21 protein-coding genes and 1 riboswitch are annotated in these 20,838 nt (G+C 34.8%); of the genes, 18 read left to right on the top strand and 3 right to left on the bottom strand.

The window, feature by feature from the left end:
* Positions 1-43 precede the first annotated feature (43 nt).
* From nspC to GHI93_RS00715, 5 genes are all read left to right on the top strand, one after another.
* A complete protein-coding gene (gene nspC, locus GHI93_RS00735; RefSeq protein WP_415579462.1) occupies positions 44-1,171 on the top strand; it encodes a carboxynorspermidine decarboxylase in 1,128 nt (375 codons plus the stop codon).
* 33 nt (positions 1,172-1,204) lie between these two features.
* A complete protein-coding gene (locus GHI93_RS00730; RefSeq protein WP_343030286.1) occupies positions 1,205-2,545 on the top strand; it encodes an aspartate kinase in 1,341 nt (446 codons plus the stop codon).
* A gap of 263 nt (positions 2,546-2,808) precedes the next feature.
* Positions 2,809-3,564 carry a sulfite exporter TauE/SafE family protein gene (locus GHI93_RS00725; RefSeq protein ID WP_153494678.1) on the top strand — a complete coding sequence of 252 codons (756 nt, stop codon included), beginning with the start codon at positions 2,809-2,811 and terminating at the stop codon, positions 3,562-3,564.
* 23 nt (positions 3,565-3,587) lie between these two features.
* Positions 3,588-4,058 carry a hypothetical protein gene (locus tag GHI93_RS00720; RefSeq protein WP_153494676.1) on the top strand — a complete coding sequence of 157 codons (471 nt, stop codon included), beginning with the start codon at positions 3,588-3,590 and terminating at the stop codon, positions 4,056-4,058.
* A 68-nt stretch (positions 4,059-4,126) separates the two neighbouring features.
* Positions 4,127-5,134, top strand: a complete 1,008-nt coding sequence (locus GHI93_RS00715; protein WP_153494674.1) for a LacI family DNA-binding transcriptional regulator — start codon at positions 4,127-4,129, stop codon at positions 5,132-5,134.
* A gap of 52 nt (positions 5,135-5,186) precedes the next feature.
* Here the strand turns inward: GHI93_RS00715 and GHI93_RS13130 are convergent, their stop codons facing one another.
* Positions 5,187-5,312, bottom strand: coding sequence for a hypothetical protein (locus GHI93_RS13130; protein ID WP_281347465.1), 126 nt, complete (start codon positions 5,310-5,312; stop codon positions 5,187-5,189).
* A gap of 232 nt (positions 5,313-5,544) precedes the next feature.
* A riboswitch (Lysine riboswitch) is annotated at positions 5,545-5,719 on the top strand.
* Between the two features lie 98 nt (positions 5,720-5,817).
* On the opposite strand from GHI93_RS13130, the gene GHI93_RS00710 reads away from it, so the two are divergent.
* The 10 genes from GHI93_RS00710 (at position 5,818) to murB (ending at position 13,901) form a co-directional block, all read left to right on the top strand.
* Entirely contained in the window at positions 5,818-7,161 is a 1,344-nt protein-coding gene (locus GHI93_RS00710; RefSeq protein ID WP_343030285.1) for an APC family permease, read from the top strand.
* A 38-nt stretch (positions 7,162-7,199) separates the two neighbouring features.
* A complete protein-coding gene (yihA, locus tag GHI93_RS00705) occupies positions 7,200-7,781 on the top strand; it encodes a ribosome biogenesis GTP-binding protein YihA/YsxC (protein WP_153494672.1) in 582 nt (193 codons plus the stop codon).
* A gap of 79 nt (positions 7,782-7,860) precedes the next feature.
* On the top strand, positions 7,861-8,211 hold the full coding sequence (folB, locus tag GHI93_RS00700; protein ID WP_153494670.1) for a dihydroneopterin aldolase: 351 nt from the start codon (positions 7,861-7,863) through the stop codon (positions 8,209-8,211).
* 9 nt (positions 8,212-8,220) lie between these two features.
* Positions 8,221-8,733, top strand: a complete 513-nt coding sequence (gene folK / locus GHI93_RS00695) for a 2-amino-4-hydroxy-6-hydroxymethyldihydropteridine diphosphokinase (protein WP_343030284.1) — start codon at positions 8,221-8,223, stop codon at positions 8,731-8,733.
* The gene (gene folP / locus GHI93_RS00690) at positions 8,723-9,796 is read left to right on the top strand and encodes a dihydropteroate synthase (RefSeq protein ID WP_153494668.1); all 1,074 of its coding nucleotides are present in this window, start codon (positions 8,723-8,725) and stop codon (positions 9,794-9,796) included. The genes folK and folP overlap by 11 nt, the downstream gene beginning before the upstream one ends.
* A gap of 2 nt (positions 9,797-9,798) precedes the next feature.
* Positions 9,799-10,314: an NUDIX domain-containing protein gene (locus GHI93_RS00685; RefSeq protein ID WP_153494666.1), complete on the top strand. Its 516-nt coding sequence runs from the start codon at positions 9,799-9,801 to the stop codon at positions 10,312-10,314.
* Entirely contained in the window at positions 10,305-11,606 is a 1,302-nt protein-coding gene (locus tag GHI93_RS00680; RefSeq protein WP_153494664.1) for a bifunctional folylpolyglutamate synthase/dihydrofolate synthase, read from the top strand. Before GHI93_RS00685 ends, GHI93_RS00680 begins: the two co-directional genes overlap by 10 nt.
* 84 nt (positions 11,607-11,690) lie before the next feature.
* Positions 11,691-12,335 (top strand): deoxynucleoside kinase, encoded by a 645-nt coding sequence (locus GHI93_RS00675; RefSeq protein ID WP_343030289.1) that lies wholly within the window; start codon positions 11,691-11,693, stop codon positions 12,333-12,335.
* Positions 12,336-12,406: 71 nt separating this feature from the next.
* Entirely contained in the window at positions 12,407-12,907 is a 501-nt protein-coding gene (locus tag GHI93_RS00670) for a cysteine hydrolase family protein (protein ID WP_153494661.1), read from the top strand.
* A gap of 94 nt (positions 12,908-13,001) precedes the next feature.
* Positions 13,002-13,901 (top strand): UDP-N-acetylmuramate dehydrogenase, encoded by a 900-nt coding sequence (gene murB, locus GHI93_RS00665; protein WP_153494659.1) that lies wholly within the window; start codon positions 13,002-13,004, stop codon positions 13,899-13,901.
* An 11-nt stretch (positions 13,902-13,912) separates the two neighbouring features.
* On the opposite strand, the gene GHI93_RS00660 is transcribed toward murB, so the two are convergent.
* The gene (locus GHI93_RS00660) at positions 13,913-15,163 is read right to left on the bottom strand and encodes a YncE family protein (RefSeq protein ID WP_153494657.1); all 1,251 of its coding nucleotides are present in this window, start codon (positions 15,161-15,163) and stop codon (positions 13,913-13,915) included.
* A 198-nt stretch (positions 15,164-15,361) separates the two neighbouring features.
* Here GHI93_RS00660 and GHI93_RS00655 point away from each other — a divergent pair, with 198 nt between their 5' ends.
* From GHI93_RS00655 to GHI93_RS00645, 3 genes are all read left to right on the top strand, one after another.
* Positions 15,362-15,760, top strand: coding sequence for a hypothetical protein (locus GHI93_RS00655; protein ID WP_153494656.1), 399 nt, complete (start codon positions 15,362-15,364; stop codon positions 15,758-15,760).
* Positions 15,761-16,053: 293 nt separating this feature from the next.
* Positions 16,054-18,807 carry a phosphatidylglycerol lysyltransferase domain-containing protein gene (locus GHI93_RS00650; protein WP_153494654.1) on the top strand — a complete coding sequence of 918 codons (2,754 nt, stop codon included), beginning with the start codon at positions 16,054-16,056 and terminating at the stop codon, positions 18,805-18,807.
* Complete coding sequence (locus GHI93_RS00645) at positions 18,794-19,423, top strand: DUF998 domain-containing protein (RefSeq protein ID WP_153494653.1); 630 nt, start codon at positions 18,794-18,796, stop codon at positions 19,421-19,423. Before GHI93_RS00650 ends, GHI93_RS00645 begins: the two co-directional genes overlap by 14 nt.
* On the opposite strand, the gene GHI93_RS00640 is transcribed toward GHI93_RS00645, so the two are convergent.
* Positions 19,368-20,144: a rhomboid-like protein gene (locus GHI93_RS00640; RefSeq protein WP_153494651.1), complete on the bottom strand. Its 777-nt coding sequence runs from the start codon at positions 20,142-20,144 to the stop codon at positions 19,368-19,370. The two genes, GHI93_RS00645 and GHI93_RS00640, sit on opposite strands and share 56 nt — an antisense overlap.
* Positions 20,145-20,838: the final 694 nt, after the last annotated feature.

Here is a 20,838-nt window from a genome sequence, read left to right as displayed (position 1 = left end):
ATTTTCTGTCAGTACTGACAGAATGGAAAAAGAAAGGACGCTCATGCTAAATACACCTTATTATTATGTAGATGAGACTTTATTAATCCAGAATTTAGAAATTTTAAAATCGGTTAAAGATCAAACGGGATGTAAAATTTTGTTAGCACAAAAAGCTTTCTCGATGTTTTCAATGTATCCTTTAATCAGTCAGTATCTGGATGGCTCTGCAGCATCTTCTTTGTATGAAGTAAAATTGGGACATGAAAAATTTGGCGGAGAAACACATATTTTTTCACCGGCTTTTTCTGAGCGTGAATTTGATGAAATCCTGCAAAATTGCGATCATCTTATTTTTAATACCCCAGCACAATGGAAAAAATTTGGTCAGCGCGCATTAAAAGCAAATAAAATGTGTGGGTTACGAATTAATCCTGAATTTTCAACGCAAAATCCAGAACATGCGATTTATGATCCTGCAAGTGAAGGATCAAGACTTGGAACGACGTTGTCAGTACTGACAGAAGCATTGCCCGATCTTAACGGCTTATCTGGACTCCATTTTCATACGTTGTGTGAGCAGAATTCTGACGATTTGGCAAAAACATTGGCTGTCATTGAAGAAAAGTTTGGAGCGTTACTTTTTGAGATGAAATGGTTGAATTTTGGCGGTGGGCATCATATTACGCGTGAAGATTATGATTTAGCACTTTTGATTTCTGAAATCAAGCGCATGCGTGAAAAATATGATTTGGAAATCTATCTTGAACCCGGTGAAGCAGTGGTTTTAAATACTGGATTCTTAGTTTCTGAGGTCGTCGATTTTGTTGAAAATGCTGGAGTGATCAATGCAATTTTGGATACTTCTGCAGCAACACACATGCCAGATGTTATTGAAATGCCGTATCGACCAATGGTGATCGGATCACACGAAGCTGGAGTATGTCAATATACCTATCGCATGGGCGGTCCATCTTGTCTATCTGGCGATGTGATTGGAGATTATTCATTTTCCACACCACTAAAAGTGGGAGATCAGCTCATCTTCACAGACATGGCGCATTATTCGATGGTAAAAAATAATACATTCAATGGGATTGGACTTCCAAGCATTGCAATCAAACAGCAAAACGGGGAAATGAAACTGATCAAAACGTTTGGATATGACGATTTCAAAATGCGATTATCCTAAATCAATCACAAAAAGAAAAAAGGGAATTTAAAAGTGAAAGTGACAAAATTCGGAGGATCATCCTTGGCAAATGGGGATCAAATCAGAAAAGTTTTTCAGATCATAAAAGCTGATCCACGTCGAAAAATTGTGGTCGTATCAGCATTTGGGAAGCAATATCCGACAGATGTCAAAGTGACAGATTTGCTGATTTCTTATTATCTGGACTATAAAAATAAAAAAAATATCAAGAAAATCCAAGAAAAATTAGTGACCCGTTTTTCTTGTGTGTTACAAGAACTTGACTTGAAGGAAATGACTTCTGTCATTACTGACAAAATCAAAAATCTAACCGAATTATCACTTGAAAACGCCTATGTTTATGACCAATTTCTGTCATTAGGTGAAACGTGTAGCGCTTTAATTTTAACCGCATTTTTTAATAAAAATGGTTTGACGGCCAGTTTTGTCAGTCCAAAAGAAGCAGGAATCTTGGTTGAAGGGGATTCGGCACAGGCGACATTACTCCCTCAAGCAAATCAAAAAATTCGTCTGTTATCAAAAAGACGTGAAATTCTCATTATCCCAGGTTTTTTCGGGATAACACAAAAAGATGAAGTCTGCACCTTCTCAAGAGGTGGCTCAGATATTACAGGAGCAATCATTGCTGCAGGATTGAACGCAGAGCTGTACGAAAATTTTACTGATGTTGACGGCATCTATGCTGCAAATCCCAACCAAATTGAATCTCCTGTGATAATTGAAGAGATCACGTATCGTGAAATGCGAGAATTAGCCACGCTCGGGTTTAATGTCATTCACCATGAAGCACTCATCCCTGTCGAACGTGCTTGTGTTCCCATGGTTTTGAAAAATACAAATCACCCTGAATTAAACGGAACAAAAATTGTTTCTCGCTGGACGATTGATATGCCCCTAGTAGGTGTGAGTTCCTCAAAAGGATATGACCTGCTAAAAGTGAACAAATATATGCGAAATCGCACCGCAAGTGTGATCCGCAGCTGCTTTGAAATTTTAGAACAATTAAATATTTCAGTTGAAGCAATGACCACAGGAATTGATGATTTTACAATTTTGATCAAGCATAATCCTCTTTCTGAACAAAATGAGAAACGTTTAATCGAAACCATTCAAGAACGACTTGATCCTGATGAAGTGAGATTTACAAAACACCTCGCAATCATTTCAGCGGTTGGCGAAGAAATGCGTCAACAGACACACATTACCTCACGAGCAACAAAAGCACTCGCACAAAAGAAAATAAAAATTGAGACACTATTGCAAGGGTCAAGCGAAGTATCGCTCCTTTTTGTAGTTGCTGAGCATCAAGAAAACAAGGCTGTAAGAACACTATATGCTGAATTTTTTGACTAAAAATGAGAACATTACGTTTCTGTCAGTACTGACAGAAATAGGATGAGTAAAAATCAGCGCGTTTTGACTGAACGAGAAGAAACATAAAAACATGTAAAGAAACCTTGGATGTTAAAATCATTCAAGGCTTTTTATTCTAACCTTGTCAGTACTGACAAAAGTATGATTAGCATAGTCACAATGATTATTGTAAAAGATTTTAGGTTATCGATACACTAAAACGAAAAAATATGCTATAATAGTCTCGAAAAAGGAAAATAGCAATGATTTTTTTTAGCATACTTTTTATAGCAGGTATTTTTGCGGGAATACTAGCCTCAGTAACCGGAATGGCTTCACTTGTTTCTTACCCCATTTTATTATCAATGGGATTGCCTCCACTAGTGGCAAATGTCACAAATACAGCGGCGCTTATATTTTCAGGAGTTGGATCAACACTCTCTTCTAAGAAAGAACTGAAAAACAATAGATCAGATTTATATTGGATAATTCCGCTAGCAATGCTTGGAAGCTTACTAGGATGTTTTTTACTTCTTTGTTTTCCAAGCAAAATTTTTGAAAAAGTATCTCCATTTATGATTGCGTTTGTCGCTCTGTTTTTAATTCTTCAACCCTCCTTTGTTAAAAGTAAAGATGAAAGAACAAGTGCTGTTCCTGTTAATAAAGGAGGATTGACAATTCTTCTCATCTTTTTAATTGGAACATATAGCGGATATTTTGGTGCTGCAAGCGGTGTTTTTATGATTTTAGTTTTTTCAATGACAAAAGGAATTTCTCTAGTTGTTGCGAATGCAATCAAAAATATCACAATGGGACTTACGAATCTTACTGCGACACTTGTTTATATTTTTTATGGAAACATCAACTGGAAGTATGCCATTCCTATGGGAGCAGGTTTTATGATTGGTGGTTACATCGGATCAATTATTGCACGACATTTGCCCAAAAAAATATTAAGAATTTTGATTAGTGTAGGGGCTTTTATATTAGCAATTTATATGTATCACAAAGCATTTTAAAAGAACAAAAAAGGAGAAAATTTATGTTTGAATTTCATGGAAAAGCTAGCTTTAACGACTATTTGACAATGGTCAGACGACTTTCTTATCGTACCACCTTTGTCATAACACTTGTTGGATTGATAGTGGGAAAAGTAATATTCGAGACGTTTAAATGGTCAGAAACACTTTTAATCATCTTAGCACTAGTTTATCTGTTTCTTATTCTGTTCAACTTTTTTATCATTCTTCCAGTGCGTTCAAAAAAGAAGTATTTAGAAAATAAAAACTTAAGTGAGGAAAGAAATTTTACGTTTTCAAAAAATCAAAATTTTGAAGTTCCTATTTATAAAATTAGTTTTTTTGATGACGTCATTTACATTAGTTCAATCAACCAACAAGCGATGATGATAAAAAAAGACTGGCTTGTTGACACAGAAAAATGGGAATCATTTGTAGTATTTGTTAATAACGAACTAAAACCTCAAATTATTCCAAAAATTAACCGAAGATAGAAATGACCAAATCAATAATATTAAGTTTTATTTAGTACAATTATCAAAAAGTATCGTATAATATGGGTATGGAAAAAAAAGCAACAATTAATGATATTGCGAGAATTTCTAACGTTTCAAGAACAACTATTTCTCGCTATCTCAACGGTAAGTTTGAAAATATGTCTAAAGAAACACAAGAAAGAATTAGACAAGTCATTGAAGATTTAAATTATCATCCAAGTCGTCAAGCTCGCTTTTTGAAGACTCAAAAAACTGGAATACTCGGAATCATTGTTGGTGATATTTCTAACTTCTATACCGCTAGATTGATCAAAGGAATGATGAATCGATTAAAAAAATCGCAATATCATCCCATCATTATGGATTCAGACCTTAGTAGAACACTTGAACAAAGAAATATTAATAAGTTACTAGAAGAACAAGTAGAGGGAGTAATCATACAACCGCTTGGCATTGATTCTTCAGATTATAAGATGATCGATCATCAATTTCCTCTCGTCCAAATTGACCGATATGTAGAACCATTAGTATGGCCAGCAGTCGTTTCGGATAATTTTAAAAAATCGAAAGAACTTGTTCAATTAGTAATCGAAAAAAAATATAAAAGACTGATTGTCCTCTCGCCACCAGTCACTTTTTCCTCCACTCGAATTAAAAGATACGAGGGATTGATGGATGCAATAAAAACTCAAGAAATTGAGCTTAAAGAGTTTATTGCACCAGAAGCCAAAGATTTAGATGTAGATAACAGTCAATTTTGGAATGAAATTCTGCCACTCACTCAAGATCATGTCAAAACTGCAATTTATACTTTTAATGGACCATTACTTTTTGAGTGCATTAAATTTTTAAAACAAAATAAATTGGAAATTCCAAAAGATATTGGGCTCGTTGGATACGATGATTTAAGTTGGGGAGAAATCATGGGACCAGGCATAACAGCAGTAGAGCAGAATCTTGAAAAAATTGGTTATGTTGCAGTAGATACATTGATTAAAGAAATTGAAGAAAAAAAGATAACAAAAGAATTAATCATGATTCCATCAAAATTAATTCCAAGGCAGTCATTATAGAACCACAAAAATAAGCCACTGCAGTGACTTATTTTTAGAGAGAATTTTTAATTTAAAGCAAAGTCATTTTTAATTTAAAATGACTTTTTTGCTCCTTTTTTGAGCCTGTCAGTACTGACAAACTGTTTTTCATTTTTAAATTTTCTGTCAGTACTGACAGAAAATTTAAATCAATCATCCGTTAAGGAGGCAAAAAAGACGAGATTATTTTTTCATATCCTGATTTTATCAAATTAGAAACAGATTAACAAGATAAAATAGACAGAATGTAATTATAATATAACTAAAACCTCTGTATTTTTTGATTTTTCTAACGACTTTCTTAAAATCCGAATATTAAATTAGATTATCTAAGAATTTTGTATAAATAGTTGAACATTCTCATTTTTTCAGATAAACTATAAACTATAGAAATCGACAGAGGTTGCAACCAATAGGATCCTTGATGGAGTTTGAGCACAGCAGTGAAATCAAGAAAAGGAGCGGTTGCCGAAAAAATAAAGCATGCTCATCTTTATTTTTGGGCAAATGAGAAAAACTCATTTGACTGTCACAAGAAAAACTTGTGGTGTGCTGATCGTATGTAAAACCTTAGAAATCTGTTGTTTTTCATACTGAAGCAGTCGTCAGATTGCTTTTTTTGTATGCCAAGAAATCATTTTCAATGAAAAAGGGAGAAAAATGTGGAAAGTAAAGAAGAATTGAAAAGAACCTTAGGTTTTTTTCCAGCATTAGCAACAGTCATGGGGTCTGTGATTGGATCGGGTGTTTTTTTTAAAGGAGCAAGTGTCGCACAAGCAACACAAACGACGAGTCTATTTATGTTTGTTTGGATTTTTGCAGGAGTGATTTCAATTTGTGCTGCACTCACAGGAGCAGAAATGGCTGCAGCGATTCCTGAAACAGGTGGCATGCTGCGGTATATTGAGCGAGGATATGGGAAAACAGCTGCATTTTTATTGGGTTGGGCACAAGTCATGATTTATTTTCCAGCAGAAGTGGCTGCATTATCTATCGTTTTTGGAACTCAAGTGATTCATCTCTTAGGCTTATCACAGGATTTTTTAGTTCCTATCGCACTGAGTGTCGCAATCCTCACAGCACTCTTGAATTTTTTAGGATCACGTGTGGGTGGACTTATCCAATCCATTGCATTTGTGATGAAATTGATTCCGATTATTTTAATCATTATTTTTGGAATACTGCACCAAGATACCGCTCAAGTCAGCTTATTTCCTCTTAGCGTAGGTCATCATCTCTCTTTTTTTCCAGCATTAGGTGCTGGACTTTTAGCGACAATGTATGCGTATAATGGCTGGATTTATGTTGGAAATATCGCAGGAGAACTTAAAAATCCGACCAAAGATTTACCCAGAGCAATTTCCATTGGAATTGTTGGTGTGATGATTATTTATGTTTTGATTAACTACATTTTTATCAAAGTACTTCCTATCTCTCAACTTTCTGGAAATGAAGATGCTGCATCAAAAGTAGCAGAACTCTTATTTGGTGGAATCGGAGGGAAAATCATAACCATCGGAATTCTCATTTCAGTCTATGGCACGATAAATGGCTATACGATGACTGCGATGCGCCAACCTTACACGCTTGCTAAAGAAAAACTTTTTCCTTTTTGGAAGCTACTTGTGAAAGTACACAAAGGAACTCCCATTGCTTCAGGAGTATTAGAGTTGATTTTAGCTTGTACGATGATTTGCATTGCATTTTTTTCAAATGATGGATTTAATCTTCTTACTGATATGTTAGTGTTCATCATTTGGCTGTTTTATACACTCGTTTTTATCGCACTTTTTCTTTTGAGAAAACGAGAACCAGACTTACTTCGTCCTTATAAAGTACCACTTTATCCCATCGTTCCAACAATTGCCATTTTGGGAGGACTTTTCATTATTTGCATGACTTTATTTAATGATTTTGCCCTTTCACTGACAGGAATTGGCGCGACCTTATTGGGATTACCTATTTACTTTTATCTGAAAAAAAAATATCATACCCCATCAATTTAGAAGCTCTGTGAAGTACAAAATATGTTATAATTGAAACTATGAATTTGAATAATCTAAAATTAACCATCTCTGCCCCATCAAAGCAGCATTATCCAGAGTCAGATTTACCTGAAATTGCTCTAGCTGGACGATCTAATGTAGGAAAATCGAGCTTTATCAATACCCTTTTGAATCGAAAAAATTTCGCAAGAACTTCTGGAAATCCTGGAAAAACTCAACTCTTGAATTTTTACAACATTGATGATACCGTTCATTTTGTAGATGTTCCAGGTTATGGTTATGCGCGCGTATCAAAAAAAGAACGTGAAAAATGGGGAAAGATGATTGAAGAATATTTGATCACACGTGAAAATTTGAAAGCAGTGGTAAGTTTAGTTGACATCCGACATGAGCCGTCTGAGGATGATTGCATGATGTACGAATTTTTAAAATATCATCATATTCCAGTCATTTTAGTAGCAACAAAAGCAGATAAAGTCCCTCGCGGAAAATGGAATCGTCAAGAGTCAATCATTAGAAAAGCATTAAGATTCGATAGCACCGATGATTTTATCATCTTTTCTTCTTTTGATAAAACAGGACTTGATCACGCTTGGTCAGCGATTGAAAAGTATCTTTAAGTTAAAGTTATGAAACGTCATAGCTTTTTTATATCAAAGTTTCAAAAAAAAGATTTTTGCATCATGAAGCGAGGAAAAAATGTATCAAATTAAGTTAAATAACATGAAATTTAAAGCGCATATTGGTGTTTTAAAAGAAGAAAAAATAATCGGTCAAATGCTGGAAATTGATTTATTAGTGGAAACAAATTTTGATTTTTCAGGAAAAGATGCACTTGATGAAACCTTAAGTTATGTGTCCTTTTATGAACTAACGCAAAAAATAGTTCAGTGCTCGCGGGTCGATTTGATTGAAAAACTTGCATTTGACATCATCACAGCTATAAAATCAAGTCATTCGGAAATCCAAACCGTAGAAATTCATCTGCGCAAGTTAGCGGTTCCGATTGATGGCATTTTTGATTCTGCAGAAGTCATCATGAAACGCTAGGAGAAAAATGTGAAACACACGTGTTATTTAAGTTTGGGAAGCAACATTGGAAAGCGTGAAGCGTATCTTCAAAAGGCAATCACTTTATTAGAAAATGAGCCGGGTATTCTTTTAAAAAAACGCTCCTCATTTTATGAAACCTCTCCTGTGGGAGGAGTGATTCAAGATGACTTTATTAATCTAGCACTTGAAATAGAAACAGAACTAGCTCCTCATGCGCTTCTTTTAGTCATTCATCGGATTGAAAAAGTGCTACATCGAAAACGAATCATCCGTTGGGGGCCACGGACCATTGATATTGATATTTTGTTTTTTGATCACGTAAAAATGGCGTCAAATGATTTAACGATTCCACATCAAGAAGTATTTCATCGTCTTTTTGTTTTGATTCCTTTGATTGAAATTCTTCCTGTGGATTTTTATGAATATAAAGCAGTCGAAAATGCAATTGAAAAATTGAAAAAAACCGAACAAGCAGTTGAGATTGTAAAAGAAAAAGGAGTTCATCATCATGAAAATTGAAGAATTAAATACGCAATCCTATTCATTGAATCATATTTCCATTTGTTTTTCAGAATTGACAGAAATAAAACGTCAGATGATAATGAAAAAACTTTTTAGAGTTGGAAATAAAGTTATGATTGATGAAACGACATTAATCGTTTTGTTTGATAGTTTTGAGCTTGAAAAGCAGATAAATCGCTGGGATGATCCCAATGAAAAAGCGCAACTTCAACAGATTTTGAACCGTCAAAAAATTGTTTGGTCTGGAGCACATTTTAATTTTGATCTCACAAATCAACCTATCGTTTATACCATTATGAATATCACACCAGATTCGTTTCATGATGGTGCACAGGAAAATTTAAATGTCGATTCTTTTTTAAAAAAAGTAGAAAATCAACTGATTGATGGCGCGAGTGTGATCGAATTGGGCGGAAAATCTTCTCGTCCAGGCTATCTGGACATTACACCAAATCAAGAATGGCTTCGCTTAGAAAAACCACTCAAAGCACTAAAGAAACAATTTCCTGATGTTACAGTTGCGATTGACACTGATGAACCAGAGGTAATGGAGCGCGTTTTGGATTGTGGGGTGGATATTATCAATGATATTGATGGATTTGATACAGATGAAAAATTAAAAGTCATTGAACAGTACCGCCCATCAGTCGTTGCAATGAATAATGGACGAACGCCATTTTTGTATTCAGACGATGTGTTTGAAGAATTGAGTGGATTTTATGAACATAAAAAACAAGAATTACTACACACTGGATTAAAAAAGGAACAGATTTGCACAGATCCTGGTGTCGGTTTTTATGATCCAAATCGAGGAGGAGATAGTTTAGAACGCGCAAAAAGCAGCGAACTTTTGAGTCGTTTTGGACTTCCAGTAATGATTGCAATCTCACATAAACGTTTTTTAAGTCAAGATTTTGGATTCAGCGATCAAGATCGAGGGTTTGGAAATTTAATGTTGGAAGCACAGATGATTGCTGATGGTGGACGCGTGCTTCGTGTACATGATACAAAAGACACTAAACTGTTGATTGATGGATTTAAGAAATATAAGCAGGCATAAAAATGAATGAAACGCTTAGAGATGAATTAGAAACAATAAAAGAAAACATGAATGAAGAAAAGTACATTGAACTCGATCAATTGCTTGCTCATTTTAAAGGAAATTTACGTGGAAAATCAAATCCTGATGTCCAACTTTCTGCAAGTGCACTCGTTTTTGAGGGAGATCAACTATTTTTTATTGAACATCCCTATCAAAAAGAGTGGCTACTTCCTGCAGGACATGTAGAATTGGGCGAGTGTCCGATAGAAGCTGCGATGCGTGAATTTCATGAAGAAACAGGATTTTTTGCTCAAAAAAATGGAAAGTTAGTGGATGTGAATCTAATTTCGATTCCATATAATCAAGTAAAAAATGAAAAAGCGCATACGCATATTGATTTTAGGTATGTTTTAAAGCGAACGAATCAAAAAGCTCAACAAGCTGAGCTGCCAGTTGTTTTGTTGCGTGAAGCTCAGGCTCCAGAGGAGTTTAAAAAATATTACAGTTTGATAGAAGAAGGCAAAAAATGGTTGTAAATACGATTGATGAGGCACTGGATTGGATTCATTCACGCTTGAAATTTAATATTCGGCCGGGATTATCTCGCGTGAGTGCTTTACTTGAATTATTGAATCATCCTGAAAATCAATTATCAATGATTCATGTCGCTGGAACAAATGGAAAAGGCTCAACGGTTGCTTTTGTGCGCTCAATTTTTATGAAAGCAGGCTTAAAAAAAGTCGCATCCTATACCAGTCCATTTATTGAAACATTTGGAGAACGGATGTCCATCAATGCGCAACCAATGCCGGATGAAAAAATTATTGACTATGTGAATCTTTTGCAGCCTTTAGTTGAACAACTTGATGCGGATGAAAAATTAACAGGCATTACTGAATTTGAAATCATTACAGCAATGGGGTTTAAATATTTTGCAGATGAAAAAGTTGATTTAGCAGTCATCGAAGTCGGTTTAGGTGGATTATTAGATAGTACTAACGTGATTAACCCAGTGGTTTGTGGCATTACAACAATCGGGTTAGATCATATCGATATTTTGGGAAAAACTTTGGGTGAAATTGCTGCTCAAAAGGCGGGAATTATTAAACCTGGGATTCCAGTAGTTCTTGGAAATATTGAACTAGAAGCATTGCGCGTCATTTGGGAAGTAGCTAGAGAAAAAACTGCGCGTGTCTATCAATTTCCTTATGATTATCGGACTGAACTTGAAGAAAATGAACATTTTAATTTTTTTGCTGGACAAGAAACACTGCTCAATCTTGAAAAATCATTGGTGGGATTGCATCAGGTTGAAAATGCTGCAATGGCAATTGAGCTTGCTTTAGTCTATGCAAATAAAGTCGGTATCAGCTTAAGTGAACAAGCGATTCGTGCGGGAATTCGCGAAGCGGTTTGGCCTGCTCGGATGGAAAAGTTAGGAGAAAAACCTTTAATTTTAGTTGATGGTGCGCATAATGTCCATGCGATGAAACGACTGCTTGAAAATTTAGCAAGTGAATTTCCAAATCGAAATATCACGATTCTATTTTCAGCAATTATCACAAAAGACATCAGTCAAATGATAAAAATGCTTCAAACTGTGAATCATTCACATTTAATTTTGACCACTTTTAATTATCCTAAAGCGTTGAATTTAAGTGATTTCAAGGATTTAGAAGAAGAAGGAGTGGAATTAGCTCCAAGTTTTGAGCTGGCTTTAGTCCGTGCACAAAAAAATTTAGCGCAAGATGATATTTTATTGATCACCGGATCACTTTATTTTTCTTCGCAAGTTCGAGATTATTTATTAAAAAAATCGATGAGATAAGGTATAATAGATAAGTTGTCATTTTTTGTGTTTGACAATGGAAAATTGGAATAAAAAAAACCAATTTTAGAGGAGGAAATTAGAATTTTGATCGTATTAGCAGGGACTATTGGTGCTGGGAAATCAAGTCTTGCCAAAGCTTTGGGCGCACATTTAGGGACGGAAGTTTTTTATGAAGCAGTGGATCATAATCCCGTTTTGGATTTGTATTATGAAAATCCTAAAAAATATGCGTTTTTGCTTCAAATTTATTTTTTAAATAAGCGTTTTGAATCCATTAAAATGGCATATCGTAGAGATAACAATGTATTGGATCGTTCTATTTTTGAAGATGAATTGTTTTTAAAATTAAACTACAAAAATGGAAATGTAACTAAAACTGAACTTGATATTTACAAAGATTTACTTGGAAATATGCTTGAAGAACTTGAAGGGATGCCAAAGAAGCGCCCTGATTTACTGGTTTTTATTGACGTTTCTTTTGAGACTATGTTATCACGAATTGAAAAGCGTGGGCGTGCATTTGAGCAAATCAAGACACAACCAGGCTTAAGAGAATATTATCATCAAGTTTATCACGAATATCCAGAATGGTATGAAAAATATAATGTTTCACCCAAAATAAAAATTGATGGAGATCAAATTGACTTTGTCAATAATCCATCGGATTTAAAAAATGTGCTGGACCAAATCGATCAGCAGCTCAAAACACTGGATTTGCTCCATTAATTTCTGTCAGTACTGACAGAAAAAATTTGGACCATAAAAAAGAATAAAAAAAAGATTGTGAGTACTGACAGATGTTAGCAGATGCTTTTTTAATGATTGATATGCAAAACGGTGTGTTGCAAGAAGGCAGTCAACCCATTTATCAGCGTGAAAAATTGATTGAAGCCATTGATTTGCGTCTTAAGTTGTATCGAAAGCAACAATTGCCCGTCATTGTCGTACAACATGAGGATGAGGGACTTATTTTTGGGACTAAAGCGTGGGAAATTATTCCTGAGATAAAATTATCAAAAGAGGATTTTTTTGTTAGAAAAACACATGCGAATGCGTTTTATCAGACGACTTTGCAAGACATACTAAACCAACTTAAGGTCAAATCAATAGAATTTGCAGGCGCTCAAACAGATTATTGTATCAATGCGAGTGTTGAATTTGCATTTGGTTTGGGGTATGAAAATGTTATGATGCGCGGCTTGTCATCAACTTATGATAATCCCTTTCTTTCTGCTGAGAAAACCATCGCATTTTTTGAGCAACTCTGGGAGAATCGTTTCTTAAAATTAATCGACTAAAAATGCCACATTTGTTTTTTGAACCTGTGGTGAGCACTTTTTTAAAATAAAACATGTTATAATGATAAAAAAGATGATGTGATGAAGGAAAATGATGTTAGATAAAAAAATATTTGAACAAATTTCAGATTTGGAATTAAAATATAATGAACCCTTGAGCCAGTATACATACACTAAAGTCGGTGGTCCAGCAGATATTTTAGCCTTTCCAAAAACCGTTATGGCGCTAGAGCAATTGATTGCACAAGCACGTGAAAATGGGGTACCTGTGACCGTTCTTGGGAATGCTTCAAATTTAATAGTTCGTGACGGTGGAATTCGAGGAGTGGTCATTTTGCTTGAAAAAATGAACCGTGTTCAAATTGCAGGGTACACGATTGAAGCACAAGCGGGCGCTGGGCTCATTCAAGTTTCAGAAATTGCGGCTGCACATGCACTTTCTGGATTCGAATTTGCGTGTGGTATTCCAGGATCAATTGGAGGAGCTGTTTTCATGAATGCGGGCGCTTATGGCGGAGAAATTTCAGAAATTTTAGCCAGCTGTAAAGTCATTGATCAAAATGGAAATCTGTCAGTACTGACAGGACAAGAAATGCACTGGGGGTACCGTCAATCCATCATCCGTGAGCACAATCTCATTGTCGTTTCTGCAAAATTTGAGCTGACCACTGGAGATCCAATGCTCATCAAAAAAGAAATGGAAAAATTGAACACGCTGCGTGCAAGTAAACAACCGCTAGAATATCCAAGTTGTGGTTCTGTCTTTAAACGGCCTGCTGGACATTTTGCAGGACAGCTTATACAAGCTTCTGGCGTGCAAGGCTTTCGAATTGGTGGTGTCGAAGTTTCCAAAAAACACGCAGGATTCATGGTCAATGTTGATCATGCAAAAGCACTCGATTATGAACAACTGATTGCTCACGTGATTGAAAAAGTAAAAGAAAATTCAGGGATTACACTCGAGTGTGAAGTACGAATCATTGGTGACAAATAAGAAATTCAAGACTATTTTGAATGAAATTCATCGTAGGAAGGAAGCGAAATTTTCTCAGGTTTGAGTGCGGATTTAGCTTGTTCATAAACTCCCTTATCATCATAACTCACACTAACGATTCGGTCAATCACCTCAGGTGTTTTAAGTCGGTATTTTGTAGCGCCTGATTCAAAAAGATAATATAAACTCGTATCATCATGTGCTGCGACTTGTTCTAAGTAAGGTGGCATTTTTATGATTTGATTTTTCTTTGATGTCGAAACACTGATATTTTTAAATTTAAATTCTTTGAGTGACGTATTACTTTGATCATCAAGATACCAAGCAGTAAAACGCACAGAAGAACTCACATTCCCATAAGATGTATTAAAAGTACCAACATATCCATTGCCAAGTGATGCAAAACCTTGCACTTTTGCAGGAATTTCCGCACAATAAACATGTTTCAAAAGGTTTTGCAAATCAAGATCACTGAGTTTATTTTTTTGCCCCGTACTTAAAATCGTTTGATCATCAATCATTCCTTGATCATTGAGGGGTAAACCATACAAACTTGATGTTTCTGTTGAGAAATAGGGTACAATAATTGCATTATCTAATTCAGAATAAGCAATCGTTGACGTTGCTTTTAACCAAGGTAACTTAAAAGTTTCATCGACTCTGATGGCTTTTTTTGATTTTTTAGCATCATAAGCTTTCAAAGTAGAAAGTTTAAGAACCGTAAGTTCTGCAGCTTTTTTCTCATCTGTCGAGATCCAAATATTCTGACGCTTTTCATCATAAGTAATTCCACCAACATGAGCTTGGTTCGGTAAAATCACAGTTTTCAAATACTTTCCAGTTTTAAAATCAATCACATAAACTAAAGAGTCTAAGTGATGATTTCCATCATAAGCCGTCACAAGAATGTATTGATTAGAAATTGCTGTAATTCCTTGAGGCGTCCATTTTGTAGCATAAGCCGCTTTCCCAGTTTTTGGATCAATAGACCAAGTACCTAAAAGTCCAGGGACAATCGGCGAGTTTTCATCTGTAATTTGCATCGTTTTCACTGCAGGAAAATAAGGACTTAAAGCCTTTTTAAAAGCATTTTTACTCACTAAAGCTTGTGTAGAAGCAGTCCATTTGGGGATTTGTTGTGCAGATAAATTTGCATTTTTTAAATCAGGTTTTGTTATTTTTTGCCAAAAAAAGAATCCAAAAATGACAAAACCAATTAAAACAAGAAAAATGCCTATTTTCTTTTTAGAAACGATTTTCATAAACTCCCCCATGTCATCTTTTTATTTATAATTCACATTGTACGCTTTAAATGTAAAACCTTCAAGAAAAAAGTGAACGAATCACGATTTCTTATAAAATATCACTCATTCGTTTTTTATGAAACATACTATAAATACTTGACATTAAATAATAATATGATAGAGTATGTATAACAAACCATTGACAAGGAGAAAAGTTTGAAAAAAAAGCTTATGTTCGTGTTACTATGTTGTCTGTTCCTTTTCTTCTTTTTTTCTATTGAAAAATGGACACATCAAATTTGGATTAAGGAAAGAACATCAGAACTCCTCCACTACAAAAAAGAAATCTCCACATCAGAAAAACGCCAAAATTTTGGAGGAAAAGAAAAACAAGGAGTTACTCAAATCCAAGGAAGTATTATTGAATTTAACGAAAAGTCACACAGTATTGTCCTAAAAGAAAAAGTGAAAAAAGCATTAATCAAATCTAATCCTTTTTTAATGATGATGATAAAAAAAATAAGTTCATGGTTTAAATTTAAAAAAAATAGCTGTCCAGATAAGGAAAACAGCAAAAATGACACTCCAAAATTTTACTTCCTGTACGAAAAATAAATCAATTCAAGTCAGAAAATGAATTTTACAGGACTAAAAATAGAAGCTCTCAAAGAGAAATCATTGAAACGAACAATGAGCCAAGAATAACTCATCAATCACGCTCACTAAAAAAAAAACTTGAGATGCTATATTCTCATTTTTTTAATCTTTTTATTTATTTAATGTGCTATAATGTAAGAATCGAATTTTATGAATTACGAATGATACCCGAATTTTTTTGATTGTTCATCAAAAAAAATAAACTCAGTAATTGCATACGCTCCACAATCCAAAATGAATCGAAAAAAAATATGAAAAATGAAAAGACAAAAAAAATAAAATCCAAAAAAACAAAACCAATCAATGCTTGGCAAGAAACGGCAGCGAAGTTTTTGGGATGGTTAGTGCAATTCGCGTCCATTTACGCTTTGATTGTTGGGATTATGGGCTGGCTAATGCCACCAGTACAAAAACTAATTTCAGGATTTTTATATCTCTTTGCCCTACCGACTGATTTTAGCATTTTCAATGCGATTGTTCTGTTTATTTTAGCAAGTTCAATTCGTCATCGAAGAAGATTAGCGTTATGGATTGAAGTGATTTATTTTCAATTAGCGTTTGTTCTTTTTGGACTCATTTTTTTACTGTCTTATTGGACAGGATATGTCACAAAAGAATCTCTTGAATTGTCTCAATTTTCGATTTTATCGCTCTTATTTGTTATTTTAGGGGTTCTCGTTTCACTTGGAACTGCGTTCATCATGATACTTTCACGTCATGCTTTTCCAACCAAGATAATCAACGGAACGTGGGGAAAAGCAATTATTGTTGCCATCGGAGGATTCGTTTTTTCCAACTTCTTTGGACTCATTGTTTCATATTTATCGTTCCATGGTTCCGTCAGTTTGGGACAACGGATGCTCTATGTTTTTAGGGAATCCGTGAGCGATTTTCGTTACCTTCTCCCTTTTGGACAAAATCTTTTTACTTATAGTTCAGGAAACAACATTTGGGTTAGCACAACAATCTCAGTCATCATGTTGTTTGGATTTATCACTGCATTTTTAATGTTCACGCGATCCAATCAACGTGAACTTTCATCAAACGCAAAACAAGAACTCGCCATTCGTCAATTAATTTTAGATTACGGTACTCAGGATTCTTTGGCCTATTTTGCGACGCGAAGAGATAAAAAAGCCATTTTTTCAAAAAATGGAAAAGCTGCAATCACATATCATCTTTTTGGTGATGTTTTATTAGCCAGTGGCGACCCAATTGGAGAAGAAAAATCGTGGAAAAGTGCAATAGAAGCATTCTTAAAACTTGCTCGCGCACAAGGTTGGACACCAGCTGTAGTTGGATCCTCAGAAGTAGCGACAAAACTCTATACCCAATTAGGACTTAATGCAACGGTATTTGGAGATGAAGCCGTCGTTCTTGTCCATGATTTTTCTACGGAAAATCCAGGAATGCACGATGTAGCGCAAGTGATGCGCCGTGCAGAGCGGGAAAACTATCAAATTCAAATCAGACGTCAAGCAGATCTTTCAACTGAAGAACTCAACGAATTAACGCAACTCACTGAAAAATGGAGAAACGGAGATGAGCGAGGATATTCTATGACCTCTAGTCGTTTTGGTGATCCTACAGATCAACAAGTGATGATTGTCACAGCAACAAATGCCGTTGGAAATTATCAAGGCATCCTTTCTTTTGTACCCGTTGGTACCGATAAACTTTCACTGGACAGTATGCGACGAGCGCCTGATGCGATGAATGGTGTGGTAACATTTATGATTACCAGTTTGATTGAAGCAGGAAAAGAAAAAGGCTTGAGTGAAATCAGCTTAAATTTTGCTGCCGCACGTCAATTCTTTATTAACGGTGAAACCCTTCAAGCGAACCCTCTTGATAAAGCAGCACGTACCGTTATGAAATTTTTCTCTCGGTGGTATCAGCTTGAATCACTCTATCGCTCAAATGATATTTATCTTCCAGAATGGCGCACACGTTACATTTGTTATGACAATGGAGGATCGCTCACCTCAGTGCTTTTAGCGATTGGGCAAGCAGAAGGTTTTGTGCCAACCAATATTGCGTCAAAAATAAAACACTTTTTTGTTCGGAATTATGATCAGAGAATTGAAAATGTATGGTGGAAAAAATCCGATTTTATAAAAAAAGTCCATCAAATTGAGGAAAAAAAGCGCCTCGAATTAATGAAAGAAAATACATTAGATGATAGTGCACTTCAAAAATTAAACGATCTCAAACAAATTGGAATTCCAGCATTTAGCCTCCTTGACACGGAGTGTGAAGCGATTGAAATACTTCGATTAAAGTATGAAAATACCATAGATTTTGATGAAAATGAACATTCGATTCAAGGAAAAATAATCAGCTTACGTGGACGTGGGGCGATGTTTTTTGCAGATTTATCAGACCATCAATCAAAAATCCAACTCGTCTTAAAACGTGATCTGATCAATGACTACTCAGAAGCTGAAAATCGTCTTGAAAGCTTTGCTGTCTGGAAAAAAGATGTCACTGTTGGCGATCGTGTGCGCGTGACGGGCGTTCTGATGAGAACACAGACTGGTGAATTAAGTTTACGTGTCCACTCTTGGAAGATGCTTACTAAGACATTGGTTGAGTTGACTGATGATAAAAAGGATCTTCAAGCCACGTTGATCAAAGTAACAGCACAATTATCGAACTTACGAAAATCATTGATCTTACATGATTTTGTCGAAGTTGAACCACTAGATTTTCTAGCATTATCTCTGGGATTTGATCAAGTATTTTTTGTTCAAGAATTAAAAGTAACCGTGCTTTTAGCTTATCAAAGCAAAGAAAAAACACGCCAATTGCTTAATGATTTTGTGGATGACGAAATGATAATTGATATCTCCGATGTTTTTCCAGATCCAGCATTGAATGACACAGCAAGTAGTGCACTTAAATCAGCACTAACTTATGGCTTACCTGCGTTCACAATGACAGAAATTACACTAAGTCAAAATTCATCTGATGAAGGAGCATCCCTCAATCATGAAAAAAAATAGTTTTTTAATCGGACTTGCAACGCTAATTGCTTTATTATACAACGCGTGGCTGATAGCGATTTGGCTTAATCCCAAAGTTGTAAATTCCAGTTTATTAAGTGGCCTTTCAGCACTTGATCAACCCTATCATTTTCTCTTTACCTTTACGGATATTCTGTCAGGCATTTTTTGCCTTTTTCTTGCGTTTAGACTCTACAAAATCAATGAAAAAAAAGACAATCGTCTTTTTATGATTTTTATTTCCATTGCAGGATTTGGACTAACAACAGCAGGAGCAGCACTTTTTCCTTATTCAGATTTGCCTCATAGTGAGGGAATTCCAAACCCCTTCAAAGCACCATTTCTTTTTATTCATGATGGCTTGAGCGTAATTGCTTTACTTTTTATCTTATTAGCAGTGGTGTTTTCTTATCTCATCTATCGTGGTAAACTTTTGATGGTACTGATGATAATTTTCGTTTTGACCACACTTTTATCTTTTGTTGCTGGAGCGATTCCTCAATTGGTTGGACCTTTAGGACAGCAAATCAATGCCATTATTGGTGGAATTTGGTTGATTTTTATAAGTTGGAAAGTTCAGCACGACACTTTTCAAATAATTCACGAGGCGAGCTAACCTTTCTAATCGGAGAGAGAGACAGCAACAACTTTGCAAATATAAACCCGATCACTGTTGCAAAAAGATGTCCCATATCCCAAATGCTGTGTTCAAAAATAATGGGGAATAAAATAAATGCCCCTAATGAGATAAGACTTAACCAAAACATTCCTTTTTTCATCAAAAGGATTGCTGCAGCACATCCTGCAACAAGAATATATGAAACACCCACATCGGTTGCCATCGCAAGAGAGCTTGGAGCGCGTCCACTGTTAATCGCCCAAAGTTCAATAAAAATGGTCGCAATACTTGCTAAAATATGACCTGAAAGAGTGATAAATATAATTCTAGGTGAGCCATATTTTCGCTCCGCCCAAGCAATGACGGTCCAAAAAATCACCACGTAGAGGATCAATCCTGCACCATGATCAGCAACCCAAAACGCACTATCAAAAAATACTGAAATCGGACGATTGGAAAATCTTGCAATACTGGTTGAAGAATGATTTGTGATGATATTAATCAAACGTTGTGGTGTCGTACCTTGAACAAGTGTGAACGCACAAAAAATAGCAGTATAAGTAAACGTTGCTGGAGCAGATTGTAACCACTTTGCAAGAAAAAGAGTGTAAAGCGACAGTTTGCGCACGAGATCATGAATTTTTAATGAAAAATGAGCTAAGAATTTTAATAAATACCACAGACAGCATAAAATAAGTACAGCAGAAAGAAAGATCATAATTTTTTCCTTTTCTTTTTATTATATCATTATATTTGAGAGATGTATTTTATTTTCTTAATCTTACATCTCTTTTCTATTTGCTGTTGCTTAACCACAAGTTTAGAATTTTGTGATATCTTTTTCGTAATCTTGATGACTAACTTAATTTAAACTTACATAGGAAATTTGTAACGAATCTTGTTTTATGATGTACTGAACTTGTAGTAAATAGTATCTAAAAAAGGAATAAAAGTGATAGACTTATTATTAGAAATATTAGACAAGAAAAAAATAATTATTATCGCTACCCATAATACTACAGTTAAAAATAGATTAGATAAAATAATAGAAATAAAAAACAAAAAATAAAGGAAACTATATGAAATTTAAATTTTTATTAACAAATATTATGTTACAAGTATTTATTGTCGTTATCTCTTTATTTGAGATATTAACTCAAATGAATGCTGTGAGACAGCCCACGAAACTAGTTTTATATATAATTCTTATTTTTGCTGTTTTTTCAACAATCATAAACATCGTTAATTATATAATTGCTGAGAAAGAATAAAAAAAGATGAACAAATTAAATGGACATTTTACATAAAAAAACATAAGAAAAACACTATATTTATGAAAATGATACTTTAGTAAACTTGAAAGTATGATAATCCATGTAATTGAGTTATTTTTTTAATTCATTTGTGTTAAA

This window comes from Lactococcus hircilactis, assembly GCF_009601015.1.
Lineage (GTDB): Bacteria > Bacillota > Bacilli > Lactobacillales > Streptococcaceae > Lactococcus > Lactococcus hircilactis.
The sequence above is the reverse complement of the archived record's forward strand: the minus strand, read 5'-3'. Positions and strand labels throughout refer to the sequence as shown.

Bases quoted from the DNA above. Each gene is read 5' to 3' on its own strand.
- GHI93_RS00660 (WP_153494657.1), bottom strand. From the start codon at position 15,163: ATGAAAATCGTTTCTAAAAAGAAAATAGGCATTTTTCTTGTTTTAATT.
- GHI93_RS00680 (WP_153494664.1), top strand. From the start codon at position 10,305: ATGGTTGTAAATACGATTGATGAGGCACTGGATTGGATTCATTCACGC.
- GHI93_RS13130 (WP_281347465.1), bottom strand. From the start codon at position 5,312: ATGATTGATTTAAATTTTCTGTCAGTACTGACAGAAAATTTAAAAATG.
- GHI93_RS00725 (WP_153494678.1), top strand. From the start codon at position 2,809: ATGATTTTTTTTAGCATACTTTTTATAGCAGGTATTTTTGCGGGAATA.
- GHI93_RS00670 (WP_153494661.1), top strand. From the start codon at position 12,407: ATGTTAGCAGATGCTTTTTTAATGATTGATATGCAAAACGGTGTGTTG.
- GHI93_RS00650 (WP_153494654.1), top strand. From the start codon at position 16,054: ATGAAAAATGAAAAGACAAAAAAAATAAAATCCAAAAAAACAAAACCA.
- GHI93_RS00645 (WP_153494653.1), top strand. From the start codon at position 18,794: ATGAAAAAAAATAGTTTTTTAATCGGACTTGCAACGCTAATTGCTTTA.
- murB (WP_153494659.1), top strand. From the start codon at position 13,002: ATGTTAGATAAAAAAATATTTGAACAAATTTCAGATTTGGAATTAAAA.
- folB (WP_153494670.1), top strand. From the start codon at position 7,861: ATGTATCAAATTAAGTTAAATAACATGAAATTTAAAGCGCATATTGGT.
- nspC (WP_415579462.1), top strand. From the start codon at position 44: ATGCTAAATACACCTTATTATTATGTAGATGAGACTTTATTAATCCAG.
- GHI93_RS00715 (WP_153494674.1), top strand. From the start codon at position 4,127: ATGGAAAAAAAAGCAACAATTAATGATATTGCGAGAATTTCTAACGTT.
- folP (WP_153494668.1), top strand. From the start codon at position 8,723: ATGAAAATTGAAGAATTAAATACGCAATCCTATTCATTGAATCATATT.
- yihA (WP_153494672.1), top strand. From the start codon at position 7,200: ATGAATTTGAATAATCTAAAATTAACCATCTCTGCCCCATCAAAGCAG.
- GHI93_RS00720 (WP_153494676.1), top strand. From the start codon at position 3,588: ATGTTTGAATTTCATGGAAAAGCTAGCTTTAACGACTATTTGACAATG.
- GHI93_RS00640 (WP_153494651.1), bottom strand. From the start codon at position 20,144: ATGATCTTTCTTTCTGCTGTACTTATTTTATGCTGTCTGTGGTATTTA.
- GHI93_RS00685 (WP_153494666.1), top strand. From the start codon at position 9,799: ATGAATGAAACGCTTAGAGATGAATTAGAAACAATAAAAGAAAACATG.